A 14,457-nucleotide genomic window follows, 5' to 3' on the forward strand; every position below is an offset into this window, starting at 1 on the left:
TTATTGCCCTCCATCTCTAAATCGACTGTCGCGGATTCCAGAGCTCGTGCTGGTACCGCGTGACGAATCACCGGATGTCGACATAGGCGCACTCTGATACGAGGTAGCATTGTTCCGGCTTTGCGTGTTTGCGCTACGCTGTTCCATTATTTTATCCAATGGCAGATACAACATGTTGTTGCCACCTTCACTGTCTACCAGGATTTTACTGGTATTGCCCAGAACAGCTTCCATGGTCTCAATATAGATCCGATCGCGGGTCACCTGCGGTGCAGCTTCAAACTGAGGCAGCAATTCAGAGAAGCGCGCCACTTCACCCTGGGCTTCCAGAATGACGCGTTCTTTATAAGCCTGTGCTTCTTCGTTCATGCGGTTAACCTGACCACGGGCACGAGGCTCTATTTCTCTGGCATAGGCTTCTGCTTCTCGAATGAAACGTTGTTCATCTTCCTGAGCCGCAATTGCATCATCAAATGCGTCTTTCACTTCTTCAGGCGGACGAGCGTCACGGAAGTTCATATCGGTGATAACAACGCCTAAATCATAAGGTTCAAGAATAGCTTGCAGCTCTTCCCAAACTCGTTGACGGGTCACCTCACGGCCATCTGTCAGAACATCATCCATTTGGGAGTGCCCGACAACGTAACGGATCGCACTGTCTAAAGCCTGGCTCAAACTAAGCTCTGGACTGGTGACGGCAAAAGTCCAACGGTAAGGGTCAACAACACGAAACTGCATTTCCATTTGCACCCGAACTACGTTCTCATCTTCGGTAAGCATGGAACCGCTTGACGCCTGATCCCGAATAGAAGTTACGTCCACAGGAATAACGGTGTCGATAAATGTTGGTTTCCATCGCAAGCCCGGCTCTACCTGTTTGGAATACTCACCAAACCGCAGCACGACACCGCGCTCAGATTCACGGATGGTGTAAAAACCACTGACTACCCAAACGACAATCAGCAATGTTGCGATGACGGCAATGCCCACGGTGCCAAGACTTTTGCCTGAGCCACCATTACCACCACCCATTTTACCGAATTTGCCAAACAGTTTTTTGAATACATCATCCAAATCAGGTGGCCCTTCATCACGGCCACCGCGATTTTTCCACGGGTCATTATTTTTGCCACCCGGCTCATTCCAAGCCATGCTGATACTCCATAAGAGGTTATTAATTTAATTAGAAAATCTTTTCATCGCCGTTATCACAGACATTAATGGTGTACGACATAGCCAGATAAACCACTGTCTAACCGCTTTTCCAGGCGGTTCCAGTCAGCGGTTGGCATTTTAACGTCAACAACCCAGTCTCCATCGGCATCGTACTGCTCACTGGAAATACAGTTTAACTCATACAAAACACCACGTAGTTTACTGTGTGCAGGAGGAATACGTAAGGTATAACTCACCATGCTCTTGCCAAGGCACTCAGTTAACGCCTGACTCAGTAACTCCACACCCTCACCTGAGTGCGCAGACAGCCAAACACGAGTAGGTATACCTTCCTCGTTTCTTTCAATACGCGGTGGAACATCATCCAGTTTATCAATCTTGTTACAGATTATTAATTGTTGAATGTCGTCGGCTTCAATTTCTTCCAATACCTCGTTCACTTCATCCATGGTTTCACGATAATTGGCTTCAGCAATATCTACCACGTGAAGCAGTAAGTCTGCTTCCTGTGTTTCCTGTAGGGTCGCTTTAAAAGCCGCTACTAGATCATGGGGCAAGTGACGAATAAAACCAACCGTATCTGCTAAAATAGCCGGTCCGGCATCTTTAAGCTCAATTTTTCTGAGCGTAGGATCGAGCGTAGCAAACAGTTGGTCAGCTGCATACACATGGGCATCAGTAATGGTGTTAAAAAGTGTGGATTTACCAGCATTGGTATAGCCGACCAGGGAAACGGTGGGAATTTCCGCCCGCTTTCTGGAGCGCCGGCCCTGCTCCCGTTGTTTCTGCACCTTTTCTAAACGGCGTAGGATGGCCTTGATCCGCCCTCTGAGAAGACGACGGTCTGTTTCCAACTGAGTTTCACCAGGACCACGCAAGCCTATACCACCTTTTTGTCTTTCAAGGTGAGTCCAGCCACGAATAAGGCGTGTAGAAATGTGTCTTAATTGCGCGAGTTCGACTTGTAGCTTACCCTCGTGGGTACGAGCTCGCTGCGCAAAAATATCCAAAATAAGGCCTGTTCTGTCTAGAACCCGACACTTACAGATAGATTCGAGATTCCGCTCCTGAGAAGGAGACAGCGCATGGTTGAATATGACGACATTCGCTTCATGCGCTCTTACTGCGGAGGCGATCTCTTCAGCTTTACCGGAACCAACAAAATACTTGGCATGAGGCGCACTACGCGACGTTGTTAATACGTCTACCGCATTTACACCTGCTGAAGACACAAGTAATTCCAACTCGGCCAAATCTTCCTTGCTGTTTTCATCAGCAAAGTTTACATGAACAAGAACAGCCTGTTCACCGGCTTCATAACGGTCAAACAAGCAACGTACCTTTTGTATTATTCACTTTTAGTATTTTCAGAATCCCCTTGGGTTGAACTGGGCATGGTGATCGCACGAGATGGCACCACTGTAGAGATAGCGTGTTTATACACCATCTGACTAACTGTGTTTTTAAGTAAAATCACGAACTGGTCAAATGATTCTACTTGCCCCTGAAGTTTTATTCCATTCACGAGATAAATGGAAACAGGTATACGTTCTTTTCTCAACGCATTCAAAAATGGGTCTTGTAGTGATTGCCCTTTAGCCATCTGAAATCCTTAATTTTTATTATTTCTATGACATGCCAAATAGCATGCCACCGCGCCTAATGTATAACACACTCAAAAATCAAAGTGTGAGTTTCGACAAAATTTTTGCCAAATTATTGTTATCAAACGTGTCCAGCCAGTGGAGTGAGGGCCAACCTCTCAGCCAGGTCAACTGTCTTTTTGCCAATTGGCGAGTAGCTATGATACCCCTCTCACGCATTTCTGCATAGTCGATTTCTCCAGCCAGGTATTGCCATGCCTGTCTGTAACCAACCGAACGTACGGCCGGCAAGTCTTCATGTAAATCGCCCCGTGCGTACAACGTTTTTACTTCTTCAATAAAACCCGCTTCCAGCATGGCGTCAAATCGTTGCGCTATGCGCTCGTGTAACACCGACCTATCAGCAGGCGCTATGGCAAACTGTGTGATGTCATAAGGACAAGGTTCACCTTTTTCAGCCTGCCAGGAAGTCAACGTACGCCCCGTGGCTCTATAAACTTCCAATGCTCTCGTCAGGCGCTGAGGATCGTTGGGATGAATTCTCCCGGCACTCACAGGATCAACCCGCATCAACTCATCATGTAACACCTGCCACCCAGAAGAGGCCGCTTCGAGATTTATCTGGGCACGTACCGCCTCGTCAGACCGAGGTAAGGGCGAAATACCTTTTATCAAGGCATTGAAGTACATCATCGTACCACCAGCCAATACAGGTAATTTGTTACGGCCGTGTATTTCTTCAATACACTTTAAGACGTCTTGCCGAAACTCTGCGACGGAATAAGCTTCTGCCGGATCCCGTATATCAATAAGCCAATGGGGCACGGCCGCCAATTCTTGCCGGGTTGGCTTAGCAGTACCAATGTCCATTCCCCGGTAAATCAGCGCTGAGTCCACACTGATAATTTCGCAAGGTGTCGTTTCCGCCAACGCCAGGGCCAGCCCCGTTTTTCCTGAAGCCGTAGGCCCCATAATACTCACCACCGGCCGAGAAGACGTTATAGTCATAAACGCCCCCAGCCTTTCAGGATAGCATCCATTGGCTTTTCTTGCCCAAATTGTGTCAAAGTCGTGAGCAGCTCACTTTGTGAGCGCTGGGATAGGTCATCCCACAATGCCGCTCGGATATCTCCGGGTAACTCAACCCCTGATGAAAGAGAATTTACCACATCTTCTAATGTGTTCTGGCCTGATGAGAGCATTTCCGGAAACCATTTCACCCACGGAAAATGCCTGCACCCAGCGGGCACTTGTTGAAGTAAGTATTTCCCGGCTACTTTTTTCACGGAAAAATGATGTGCTGTGAGCACATCAGCCACCCTGTCACCAGAACCCTCCGCCGCAACGGAAACCGGCATTAACAAAGGCTGCGACGTACTTGCCTGACACACCTGCTTGTGCACCCATTGTGAAAGTATAGTCGTTATATCAAAAAGCCAACATGCATTTTTATGCCGGTAAAGTCTTACATATTCATTTAAGGTTAAATACTGGACATCAGTCGTAGCTGGATCAAAACGATCTGCTGACATTAATGCGCTGTATTGCTCTGCCACTGCACCAGTTAAATGGCGAGTCGAAGGCCCAGGCGACCCCGAAGAGCGGCCAAAACTGGGCTCAGTGCGCTTTTGAGCGCCAGACTGGTAGCTATTCCCCCCCGTCGGTGCCGATAAGCTGGCAGGAGTCATATCAGATGGTTCTTGTCTCAATGGCCTGATGTAGTCATGGCTTGGTTCAGCATAATGTCCATTGTCTTCATCGTTACCCTCTGACAATGCATCGGCCACGGCTTTACAGATGAAATCATGAACCAGGCGGCTCTGCTGAAAACGCACTTCATGTTTGGCCGGATGAACGTTCACGTCAACGTCCTTTGGCGGCACACACAGATACACCACAAACGAGGGTTGCTCTAGTACACCCCATACACTCTCATACGCCTGTCGAATGGCATGTAAAATGAGCTTATCCCGCATTCCTCTGCCATTCACAAAGCTAAACTGGCAATCGGTACTACTGCGCAACATGCTTTCATCGCCCAGCCACGCTTCAATTTTCATTCCATGAGTTTCTGTTACCACATGCAGGGCACTGTTCAAAAACTTTTGCCCCATTACCGCACCAATGCGCTGTGAAAGGGGGTCAGAGCCAGAAGTCATGTATCGTCTTACTACTTTACCGTTATGCTTCAGAATAAAACTCACGTTTGAGTGACTTAAAGCAATTCGGCGCACCACATCTTCGATATGCTGGAATTCAGTTTTCTCAGTGCGCAGAAATTTGCGTCTGGCTGGCGTATTATAAAAAAGGTCTGCAACGTCGATAGTAGTACCATCGGGATGCGCGGCGGGATTGACTTTCACTTCCATATCCCGTCCTTCACAGTGAGCTTGCCAAGCCTGCTCCTGCGCAGAGGGTTTAGAAGTCAGGGTAAGCCTGCTGACCGAACTTATGCTGGCCAGAGCCTCACCACGAAAGCCCAGGGATAGAATTTGTTCGAGATCGTCCAACGACGTGATTTTACTGGTGGCATGACGACTCAGCGCAAGTGTGAGTTCGTCCTGACTGATACCACTGCCGTTGTCTCGTATGCGGATTCGTTTGTGGCCACCTTTTTCAATATCCAGTTCAATTTTAGTGGCCCCTGCATCTAAACTGTTTTCAATCAGTTCTTTAACCACGGAGGCCGGACGTTCCACCACTTCGCCAGCTGCGATCTGATTTGCTAACTGCGGTGGGAGTAGCTGTATAGGCAAGTGAAATCCTGCTAATAGTAGATGTGTTTCAGGTTCTGGGGATGGTCAGCACCTGACCAATTCGTACGGTATCGCCATTTAAATTATTGGCTCTTTTGATACTGCTGATTTTGACATTATAGCGTTGAGCCAGCAAGGACAAAGACTCACCACTACGGACTTTATGCTGTCGATTCAGTGCTTTTTGACTGGCCCATAACGTACCATCCGGGGGAACCTGCCTGAAATAACTTTTAATTGCTTCAAACATAGAGGTCGCCAGTCGCTTGCGATAAGTGCTCCAATTCAGGTTCTTTTCTTCCTGAGGATTACTAATAAAACCCGTTTCGACCAAAATAGATGGAATATCTGGCGCGGTGAGCACAGCCAGACTAGCAGCCTGTGGGGAAGACTTGTGCATTTTTGTCACCCCGCGCATTTCTTTTATTACTTTTTGGCTGAGGTCATAGCTGGTAGACATGGAATGATCCATAGACAACCCCAAAATGGTTTCAGCAAGATAGCGTTCACTGGCATTATCGGAAATGACTTCGGCAGCGCCGCCAAGTAACTCTGAATGTCGTTCTGTTCTTTCCAGCCAGCGGCCTAGCTCTGTGTCTGCGCGGCGCATAGAAAGCACCCACACAGACCCTCCTCTGGGCCCCGGCGCGGTGAATGCATCAGCGTGAATGGATATAAGCAAGTCGGCTTTGCTTTTACGGGCAATCTCAGGGCGCGTATTTAATGCCACTGAATAATCGCCACTACGCGTCATTACCGCCCGCATGCCCGGTTCAGCATTCACCATGTCCTCTAAATATTTGGCAATACTTAGGGTAATGTGTTTTTCGTAAGTACCGGCACGGCCAATGGACCCTGGATCTTTACCACCGTGTCCGGCATCAATAGCTACGATGATATCTCTGTCTCTACTGTTATTGTCGGTATTCAGAACAACCGTCGGAGAAGCTGCAGGTAGGGGCAAAGGTGGAGCGGAATCGAGTAAGTCCACCACTAAGCGGTGCCCAAAGGGTCCGTCGGGTTCCACAGGAAATAACGAAGGCTCAGCTTTGCGAGCTAATTCCACCACAATGCGCGCAGAATTCCCATTCTTAGGAGTAGAATATCTGACTTTTTTTACTAAACTTCCGCTGATATCCGCACCAGACAGATTTTGATCGTCTCGTGTGTCGGCCAGATCAATCACCAACCTGTGAGGGTTTGAAAGGGAGAAATAGGTGTACTCGGGCGCTGAGGTCAGATCCAGCACCAGGCGAGTTTTGTCACCAGATGGCGCGGCTCTGACACCATTAATCTGGTTTTGTGCCCACACAACGTCTGTTAAACACCAAAGACATAATGTGGTGACAATTAAGCGCAACATACTAACCCTGTAACCTCTTTTTAATCGTCGTTCTTATTATTCGTGTTATGGCCGGTATCTTCATTATTATTTCGGCAAGGCCGATATTATCTGGCTACCCCGGTCAGACATGGCCGTTACATTGAATACTCTGTCATCACCGGTTGATGTAATATTAATCACTAAATCAGCAGTTGCCAAGAATTCAGCACCTTTCTGAGGCCACTCAACCAGGCATATCACGTTATCCCTGAAATAATCCCGGATACCCATAAACTCTAATTCTTCAGGGTCGGCCAGACGGTAGAGGTCGAAGTGATAGACAGTGAGATCATCCAGCTCATAAGGTTCAATTAACGTATAAGTCGGGCTTTTCACGTTACCAGTGTGACCAAGTTGCTGAACGAAATAACGACTGAATGTCGTTTTACCGGCCCCTAAATCGCCCTGAAGATAAATCACTACTCGCTCAGGCAAGGTGGCTTTGACCTCTTGGGCCAGCTTGACCGCAATGGCCTGAGTGTCCTCAACGGAGTCAGAAAGAAATTGTAATGTTTCAGCTGGCATATTTTTTACTACACAAAGAAAGCTACTCGTATTTACTGGTTTATCAACGCCCTTACCGCGTCGAACAAATCACTGGCAATCATACCACGCTGACCGTACAAATCAGCCAAATCATCACCCGCTTTGGCGTGTATGGTTACTGCGTATTTCGCGGCAATATCCCGGGACAGCCCCTGGGCGAGCAAGGCGCCACAAATACCACTTAGCACATCACCACTGCCAGCTGTTGCCATACCCGGGTTGCCGTGTTTGCACACCCATGTAGACCGTTCATTATCAATGATGGTTCCCGCACCTTTTAAAACAGAAGTGGCATGATACCGCTGCGCGCACTGACGCACGTAATTAAACCGCTCCGCTTCAACATCGTCCACAGATACGCCGAGTAACCGCGCCGCTTCACCTGAATGGGGTGTTAAAATGCAGTCATTAATTGTGTAAGCGGTGGCTTGGCGACTCAACAAATTTAAAGCATCAGCGTCAATAACCATGGGTTTCGGGTGGGTCTGGCAATGTTTCATGACTGTGGTAAATACGTCTTCTGCCCATTCGTCCTGCCCCAACCCCGGACCAATCACTACGCAAGATGCCCAATTAAGTGCGTCTTCCAGATTATCCGACGTTACCATCAACTCCGGACGCCCGGCACTCACCTGAATGATCGACTGCTCGTGGGTGAATACCCGAACCATTCCGGATCCGCTTCTCAATGCCGCTTCACCACTTAAGCGAATTGCCCCTGCCGTTCCCTTATTTCCACCCACGCACAAAAGCCTGCCATAGGTACCTTTGTGACTGTGAACATCCCGCGGCCCCATACCGCGAAACTGCTCAATATCAAGCAAACTGGCAGAGGAACGTGCTAGCGCAGAAAATGCTTTGCCTATACCTAAATCCTCAAACACCAGCTTGCCACAGGATTGCTTGCCAGCCCCTGTGGTTAAGCCCGGCTTTATTCCTACGAACGTAACTGTCACGTCAGCCTGGACGCACCGCCCGAGTGACTGACCGGTGTTGGCGTCCAACCCCGATGGCACGTCGACACTAACCACAGGCACACTGTGATCGTTCAGGGCGTCGATAATGTCAGCAAACTCGTTTCTGATATAACTGGTGATCCCCGTTCCCAGCATGGCATCAACGACAAGGTCAGCTTTGTCTAGAAGTGCGGGTTTAAACACGTCTATTTTACCGCCAGCTTCCAGCCAGCGCTTTTGTGCTTCACCTGCATCTCCTTGCAAGATTCGATGGGGCTCAACGGCGGTTACCAATACCTGCTTTCCGGCGTGCTTAGCCGTTAACGCCGCTACGTAACCGTCACCGGCGTTGTTACCCTGGCCAACAATAACCAGGTACACATCGGTATTGGGCAGCAAATTCTGACACTGTTTAAACACTGCTTCACCAGCTCGCTCCATCAGAGTATAGAGGTCACAGCCACTGTTTTTAGCAGCTTCCTCCTCGTTTTCCCTTACCTGTTCGGCCCGATAGAGTTTATGTGGTAAGCTTGTAGCGTGTTTAGAATCTAGCATGGTTTCATGTCCGCGTTGTATTCAATCGATCTCAAAAGATTAACAAACGATATCAAGGCTTGGGGCCGTGCGCTAGGCTTTCAGCACGTTGGCATCAGCGATATTGATCTCAGTCAGCATGAAGCACTGCTCAGCCAATGGCTCGAGAACGGCTATCACGGCAACATGGACTACATGGCCGCCCATGGCATGAAACGCGCCAGGCCTGCTGAGCTTGTGCCGGGAACACTCCGCGTTATCAGTGTTCGCATGGATTACCTTCCGCCCGATGCCTCGTTTGCCAAACACCTCAAAGACAGCAGTATTGGCTATATTTCACGCTATGCCTTAGGCCGTGACTATCACAAGTTATTGCGAAATCGTTTAAAAAAGCTGGGACAAAAAATTGCCGAAGCAACGGCGGATACCGTCTATCGCCCCTTCGTTGATTCTGCGCCCGTGCTTGAACATGCTATCGCAGAAAAAGCTGGCACGGGCTGGACGGGGAAGCATTCATTAACCCTGAGTCGTGAGGCTGGTTCCTGGTTTTTCCTCGGTGAGTTATTTATTAATTTACCCCTGCCCACTGACGAGCCGATAGAGGAAGGGTGTGGGAGCTGCACGGCCTGCCTCACAATTTGTCCAACTAACGCCATTGTCGCGCCTTACACCGTGGATGCCAGAAAGTGCATCTCTTATCTGACCATAGAAAACAGCGGCCCTATACCCGAAGCGCTTCGTCCGCTTATGGGAAATCGCATTTACGGATGTGACGACTGCCAGTTGGTATGTCCATGGAACAGGTATGCGTCCGTCACTAAAGAAACAGACTTTACGCCGCGCAACGTCTTGCACGGACAGCGTTTAGAAACTTTGTTTTTATGGGATGAAGAGACATTTCTGAAGAATACCGAAGGATCTGCAATTCGCCGTATCGGACACGAGCGTTGGTTGCGCAATATTGCAGTCGCAATGGGTAACGCCAAACCCGATAAATCAATAACATCGGCACTTGAGCAGCGCAATGGACAGGTTTCAGCGCTGGTACAAGAACACATTGACTGGGCGCTGACTCAACAACGTAAGAAGTCAGACAGCAATGGCCAGGACAGACAGCAACAGCGTCTCATCAGAGTAATCGAAAAAGGCCTGCCTCGGGATGCCTGAGAAAAACCAGCCACAGGCATGTGTTGCCTGTGGCACGCTTTTATCGGTTGTGGTACTGACGACTGAACTTGTGCACGGCTTCAACAAATACACCGGCGTGCTCAGGGGGCACATCCAGGTGAATGCCATGTCCTAAGTTAAAAACGTGACCACTGCCTTCACCAAAGCCAGCCAGAATAGTAGCAACCTCTTCTTCAATGCGAGCAGGTGGTGCGTATAACATAGATGGGTCCATATTACCCTGTAGCGCTACCTTATCCCCCACCCTGGCTTTTGCATCTGCTATGTCAATAGTCCAATCAAGTCCCACTGCATCGCAACCAGTGTCAGCAATAGCTTCCAGCCACATACCACCATTTTTGGTGAACAGCGTCACTGGTACCCGGCGCCCCTCATTCTCACGCTTGAGGCCATCAACAATACGAGCCATGTATTGCAACGAAAAGGCTTTGTAATCCCTGGGTGACAGCACACCTCCCCAGGTATCGAAGATCATCACTGATTGTGCACCAGCTTCTATCTGCGCATTCAAATATGACGTTACGGAATCAGCCAGCTTTTCAAGTAACAGATGCAGTGTAGCCGGCTCCGCGAAAGCCATTTTCTTAATCTTGGTGAACGCTTTACTCGACCCACCTTCAACCATATAAGTCGCCAGCGTCCAGGGGCTGCCGGAAAAGCCAATCAGAGGAACCTCGCCTTTGAGTTCCCGACGGATGGTGCGCACTGCATTCATGACGTATTGTAGTTCACCCTCTGGATCAGGTATGCCAATTTTGTCTACATCAGCTTTAGATTGAATCGGATGACTAAAACGAGGCCCTTCTCCAGCTTCGAAGTACAAACCTAGGCCCATTGCATCAGGTATGGTTAAGATATCCGAAAAAAGAATGGCTGCGTCCAATGGAAAACGACGCAAAGGCTGAAGCGTAACTTCACAAGCCAGTTCAGCATTTTTACACAAAGACATGAAATCACCTGCCTCGGCGCGAGTTGCCTTATATTCAGGCAAATAACGCCCGGCTTGGCGCATCATCCACACCGGAGTCATATCAACAGGTTGTTTTAATAACGCACGCAAGTAGCGGTCGTTTTTCAGCGCAGGACGCTCAACTGATGACTGATTTGTCGTCATGTAAATCCTCAATAGCTAGAGTTAAAAATTGGCGGCAGTATAACAAGATTTATCAACATGAACGGCAACTGCGTCAAGAAATAGTCAAAAATGCGGGCCAACCCATAAAAACTAGACGAAAGTATAAGACCTTGGTCTTGCATGCCCTCGCCGTCGTTGTTAAAAATATAGTTATACAAAGAAGCCCTCATTAGGGACCGTGATACTTTCCTGAAACCCCGCTCTGCGGGGTTTTTTATTTAGGGCCAAATTGAGAAATTGCCGCTTCAATTAATCGCCCCGCAATAGAAAGCTTTGGCGGTATTACCGGCAGCGCATCCATATCAAACCACTGAGCGTCTACGATTTCACCTTCTTGAGGCACGATGTCTCCACTGTCATACTCAGCCAAATATCCCATCATTAGCGAATGAGGAAACGGCCAAGGCTGGCTATCGTAGTAAGTTAAATTTTTGACTTTGACCCCAACTTCTTCTTCCACTTCTCGGTGAACTGCTTGTTCAAGACTTTCCCCACTTTCTACAAATCCAGCCAGTGTCGAATACATGTTAGTGTCTTTGTGACGCACCCCTTTTGCCAGCAGTAACTGATTGTCACGATAAATCGCCACTATGATACAGGGAGAAATACGCGGGTAAGCCCGGTGCTTACACACATGGCACTGTACAGCCATTTCCCAGTCAACCTGCTCTGTGCGCGATCCGCATTGACCACAAAATTGATGGGTACGCAAAAAGTAAACATATTGCCAGGCTCGTGCCAGTACACTGAATTGCGCTTCGCTACCCGCCGCAAGCATACTCCGCATAGACACCAGTTCCCACTCACCGTGCTCAGGCGCTTCAGCGCCTAAATCTAAAAGGAAAACAGGTTGATGCAACACATGCTCTGGTGATAGAGGAGGCAGTTCAACCACAGATGTCGCATAGTGATGTAAAAAGTGCAATTGCCGCCAGGAACCGGAAAACAAAGCATTTCCAGTAGCAGGAACCAATAGTTTGTCGCGGCTGAACACCACCCATAAGGCGTCGGTGGACATTAGACGATTGTCAGACACTACAGTGATCATGAACGGCTTTCTCCAGTTAATAGCTGCCTATAATAACGCCACACGGGAAAATTATCAGTAAATATGATAGCAAGACACCGGTATGCATTGTTAAGGTGTGAGCCGGTGTTATACTGAACACTACACGGGGAAAACCAGTGAGACACAACATGCTTAACAAGTTGCAACAGGCGAAAGAGAGATGGGGCGGACACTCAGAAACCATCGATACCTGGTTAAAAGCCAGGCAACAGCTGTTAGTGCAATACTGTGCACTTGCCGGTTTAGCTCCCCAAAACGCCAGTCTCCCCAATGCCAGCGACATCAGTGAGTTTTGCACATTATTGCTCGACTACTGCTCCGCAGGTCATTTTGAAATTTATGATATGCTCACTGAAGGGGATGACGATGGTGAGCAACTAAGGCATAAAACTTACCCTGAAATAAGCGAAACCACAGATAATATCCTTGCTTTCTCCGATAAGTTCAGTGAATCATTCACCGAGAGCCAGGCCACATCATTTGACAGAGAACTTGCGAAGGTAGGAGAAGAGCTTGAACAAAGGTTTGCTCTTGAAGACGCGCTTATTCAGCATATGTATGATCATAAACTTACGCCCAGCAATACGTTTGAGGCCTGATTCAGCCATCTTTATGCCTACATCACAACTAATAAAATGAAGTTTGCCGGTAATGTTAATGAATAGAACTACACTTATTAATAAAGCCCGCGCCTATAGTGAACAGCGCGGTGCAAGATTCACCCCATTGAGGGAGAAAGTCTATGACATCTTGTTGGGAAAGCACGGGCCAATGGGGGCTTATGAACTGCTGGATGAACTTAAACTGACAGAATCGAGTGCTAAACCCGCTACGGTTTATCGCGCGTTGGATTTTTTGCTAGAATTTGGTTTTATACACAGGCTTGAATCGACCAATGCGTTTGTTGCATGCCACCATTTTGATTGTCATCATCCAGTACAGTTTCTAATTTGCGACAGTTGTGGTGATGTAGCTGAAATACAATCAGAAGGCTTACGGGAAACGCTGGAAAGTCAGGCTAAAATGAAAGGTTTTAAAGTGTCAAAACAGACAATAGAAGCCCATGGTTTGTGTTCTGAATGCCAGGACGCAGAAAATAGCGCCGTTGAGGAAGTGAAACATGAATGTTGAGTTTGTCAATCCGTTTATCAGTGGTTTGTTGAATGTCATGGAAACGATGGCACAAACACAGCTTAAGCCCGGTAAACCAAAGAGAAAGCAGAGTGATGTTGCACAGGGTGACGTGTCTGGCCTCATTGGAATGGTGGGCCCTCAGGTAAAAGGGTCGATGTCTATAACCTTCGACGAAAGCCTCGCGCTGACCATCATGGAGCGCATGGTGGGAGAGCGTCCGGAAAAGCTGGATGCTGAAGTGGGAGACATGGTAGGTGAAGTAACCAATATGATTTGCGGTAATGCAAAACGGGATCTGGCTGAGAAAGGCTTTGAGTTTGGTATGGCTACCCCAATCGTAGTGTCTGGAAAACAACACACTATCAGCCATCAGGTAGATGGCTCAAAACTTATCATGCCATTTATGTGTGACGAAGGCCTCGCACACATGGAAATTTGCTTTGACAAGTAACTGGCATCAAGAAACAATCACACTCCCCGCTTTCAAGCGGGGTTTTCATATTATTACCGACCATGTCATCAGTAAACTGCCCGTTCTTTCTGAGGTTTCCATAGGCCAGCTGCACTTGTGGCTGCAACACACCAGCGCCAGCTTAACTGTGAACGAAAATGCTGATCCTTCCGTGCGAAGTGATCTGGAAGCCTGGTTTAACCATACTGTTCATGAAGATACTGCATATTTTACACATACCTATGAAGGCGCTGACGATATGCCGGCGCACATCAAAGCAAGTCTTTTGGGGTGTGAGGTAACGATTCCGATCAAAAATGGTCAGTTACAAATGGGTACATGGCAAGGTATAATATTGGCTGAACATCGCAATTATGGTGGTAATCGGCGTATCGTGGCTACGATACAAGGACTTTGGCGGTAAAATCTCGCATTCCTCAATTTTACGCCTTATTGATAATTGGCACATATAGTGCTTAGCGGTATCATCCATTGATTAAAAGAATCACTCAACGTTATACAGG

Annotated in this window: 15 protein-coding genes; 5 read left to right on the top strand and 10 right to left on the bottom strand. The window is 48.1% G+C overall.

Annotation, left to right across the window (positions count from 1 at the left end):
* The 8 genes from hflK to ACXACM_RS01030 all read right to left on the bottom strand — a co-directional run bounded on the left by hflK (position 1) and on the right by ACXACM_RS01030 (position 8,977).
* Positions 1-1,152, bottom strand: coding sequence for an FtsH protease activity modulator HflK (gene hflK / locus ACXACM_RS00995; RefSeq protein WP_474819186.1), 1,152 nt, complete (start codon positions 1,150-1,152; stop codon positions 1-3).
* 65 nt (positions 1,153-1,217) lie between these two features.
* The gene (gene hflX / locus ACXACM_RS01000) at positions 1,218-2,507 is read right to left on the bottom strand and encodes a ribosome rescue GTPase HflX (RefSeq protein WP_474819187.1); all 1,290 of its coding nucleotides are present in this window, start codon (positions 2,505-2,507) and stop codon (positions 1,218-1,220) included.
* A 17-nt stretch (positions 2,508-2,524) separates the two neighbouring features.
* On the bottom strand, positions 2,525-2,779 hold the full coding sequence (hfq, locus tag ACXACM_RS01005; protein WP_216027147.1) for an RNA chaperone Hfq: 255 nt from the start codon (positions 2,777-2,779) through the stop codon (positions 2,525-2,527).
* Positions 2,780-2,858: 79 nt separating this feature from the next.
* Positions 2,859-3,788, bottom strand: a complete 930-nt coding sequence (miaA, locus tag ACXACM_RS01010) for a tRNA (adenosine(37)-N6)-dimethylallyltransferase MiaA (RefSeq protein ID WP_474819189.1) — start codon at positions 3,786-3,788, stop codon at positions 2,859-2,861.
* Positions 3,785-5,536 (bottom strand): DNA mismatch repair endonuclease MutL, encoded by a 1,752-nt coding sequence (gene mutL / locus ACXACM_RS01015; RefSeq protein WP_474819190.1) that lies wholly within the window; start codon positions 5,534-5,536, stop codon positions 3,785-3,787. The genes miaA and mutL overlap by 4 nt, the downstream gene beginning before the upstream one ends.
* Positions 5,537-5,564: 28 nt before the next feature.
* Positions 5,565-6,899, bottom strand: coding sequence for an N-acetylmuramoyl-L-alanine amidase (locus ACXACM_RS01020; RefSeq protein WP_474819191.1), 1,335 nt, complete (start codon positions 6,897-6,899; stop codon positions 5,565-5,567).
* A gap of 66 nt (positions 6,900-6,965) precedes the next feature.
* A complete protein-coding gene (tsaE, locus tag ACXACM_RS01025) occupies positions 6,966-7,445 on the bottom strand; it encodes a tRNA (adenosine(37)-N6)-threonylcarbamoyltransferase complex ATPase subunit type 1 TsaE (protein WP_474819193.1) in 480 nt (159 codons plus the stop codon).
* 32 nt (positions 7,446-7,477) lie between these two features.
* Positions 7,478-8,977: an NAD(P)H-hydrate dehydratase gene (locus ACXACM_RS01030; protein ID WP_474819194.1), complete on the bottom strand. Its 1,500-nt coding sequence runs from the start codon at positions 8,975-8,977 to the stop codon at positions 7,478-7,480.
* Between the two features lie 6 nt (positions 8,978-8,983).
* Between ACXACM_RS01030 and queG the strand changes: the two genes are divergently transcribed.
* Complete coding sequence (queG, locus tag ACXACM_RS01035) at positions 8,984-10,123, top strand: tRNA epoxyqueuosine(34) reductase QueG (RefSeq protein WP_474819195.1); 1,140 nt, start codon at positions 8,984-8,986, stop codon at positions 10,121-10,123.
* Between the two features lie 40 nt (positions 10,124-10,163).
* Here the strand turns inward: queG and hemE are convergent, their stop codons facing one another.
* Together hemE and nudC are read right to left on the bottom strand one after the other, a co-directional pair.
* Positions 10,164-11,258: a uroporphyrinogen decarboxylase gene (gene hemE / locus ACXACM_RS01040; protein WP_474819197.1), complete on the bottom strand. Its 1,095-nt coding sequence runs from the start codon at positions 11,256-11,258 to the stop codon at positions 10,164-10,166.
* Between the two features lie 235 nt (positions 11,259-11,493).
* Positions 11,494-12,327, bottom strand: coding sequence for an NAD(+) diphosphatase (nudC, locus tag ACXACM_RS01045; protein ID WP_474819199.1), 834 nt, complete (start codon positions 12,325-12,327; stop codon positions 11,494-11,496).
* A gap of 149 nt (positions 12,328-12,476) precedes the next feature.
* Between nudC and rsd the strand changes: the two genes are divergently transcribed.
* The 4 genes from rsd to ACXACM_RS01065 are packed head-to-tail and all read left to right on the top strand — an operon-like array spanning position 12,477 to position 14,357.
* Positions 12,477-12,947 (top strand): sigma D regulator, encoded by a 471-nt coding sequence (gene rsd / locus ACXACM_RS01050; RefSeq protein ID WP_474819200.1) that lies wholly within the window; start codon positions 12,477-12,479, stop codon positions 12,945-12,947.
* A 58-nt stretch (positions 12,948-13,005) separates the two neighbouring features.
* Positions 13,006-13,479, top strand: coding sequence for a transcriptional repressor (locus tag ACXACM_RS01055; RefSeq protein ID WP_474819201.1), 474 nt, complete (start codon positions 13,006-13,008; stop codon positions 13,477-13,479).
* Entirely contained in the window at positions 13,469-13,933 is a 465-nt protein-coding gene (locus tag ACXACM_RS01060) for a chemotaxis protein CheX (protein ID WP_474819203.1), read from the top strand. Before ACXACM_RS01055 ends, ACXACM_RS01060 begins: the two co-directional genes overlap by 11 nt.
* The gene (locus ACXACM_RS01065; RefSeq protein ID WP_474819204.1) at positions 13,923-14,357 is read left to right on the top strand and encodes a secondary thiamine-phosphate synthase enzyme YjbQ; all 435 of its coding nucleotides are present in this window, start codon (positions 13,923-13,925) and stop codon (positions 14,355-14,357) included. Before ACXACM_RS01060 ends, ACXACM_RS01065 begins: the two co-directional genes overlap by 11 nt.
* The last annotated feature ends 100 nt before the right edge of the window (positions 14,358-14,457 follow it).

The sequence above is a fragment of the Alteromonas sp. AWQ4_252 genome (assembly GCF_056158205.1).

Excerpts from the sequence above, each read along its gene's own strand:
- queG (WP_474819195.1), top strand. The coding sequence starts at position 8,984 with ATGTCCGCGTTGTATTCAATCGATCTCAAAAGATTAACAAACGATATC.
- nudC (WP_474819199.1), bottom strand. The coding sequence starts at position 12,327 with ATGATCACTGTAGTGTCTGACAATCGTCTAATGTCCACCGACGCCTTA.
- ACXACM_RS01060 (WP_474819203.1), top strand. The coding sequence starts at position 13,469 with ATGAATGTTGAGTTTGTCAATCCGTTTATCAGTGGTTTGTTGAATGTC.
- miaA (WP_474819189.1), bottom strand. The coding sequence starts at position 3,788 with ATGACTATAACGTCTTCTCGGCCGGTGGTGAGTATTATGGGGCCTACG.
- hflK (WP_474819186.1), bottom strand. The coding sequence starts at position 1,152 with ATGGCTTGGAATGAGCCGGGTGGCAAAAATAATGACCCGTGGAAAAAT.
- ACXACM_RS01030 (WP_474819194.1), bottom strand. The coding sequence starts at position 8,977 with ATGCTAGATTCTAAACACGCTACAAGCTTACCACATAAACTCTATCGG.
- tsaE (WP_474819193.1), bottom strand. The coding sequence starts at position 7,445 with ATGCCAGCTGAAACATTACAATTTCTTTCTGACTCCGTTGAGGACACT.
- hfq (WP_216027147.1), bottom strand. The coding sequence starts at position 2,779 with ATGGCTAAAGGGCAATCACTACAAGACCCATTTTTGAATGCGTTGAGA.
- ACXACM_RS01055 (WP_474819201.1), top strand. The coding sequence starts at position 13,006 with ATGAATAGAACTACACTTATTAATAAAGCCCGCGCCTATAGTGAACAG.
- rsd (WP_474819200.1), top strand. The coding sequence starts at position 12,477 with ATGCTTAACAAGTTGCAACAGGCGAAAGAGAGATGGGGCGGACACTCA.
- ACXACM_RS01020 (WP_474819191.1), bottom strand. The coding sequence starts at position 6,899 with ATGTTGCGCTTAATTGTCACCACATTATGTCTTTGGTGTTTAACAGAC.
- hemE (WP_474819197.1), bottom strand. The coding sequence starts at position 11,258 with ATGACGACAAATCAGTCATCAGTTGAGCGTCCTGCGCTGAAAAACGAC.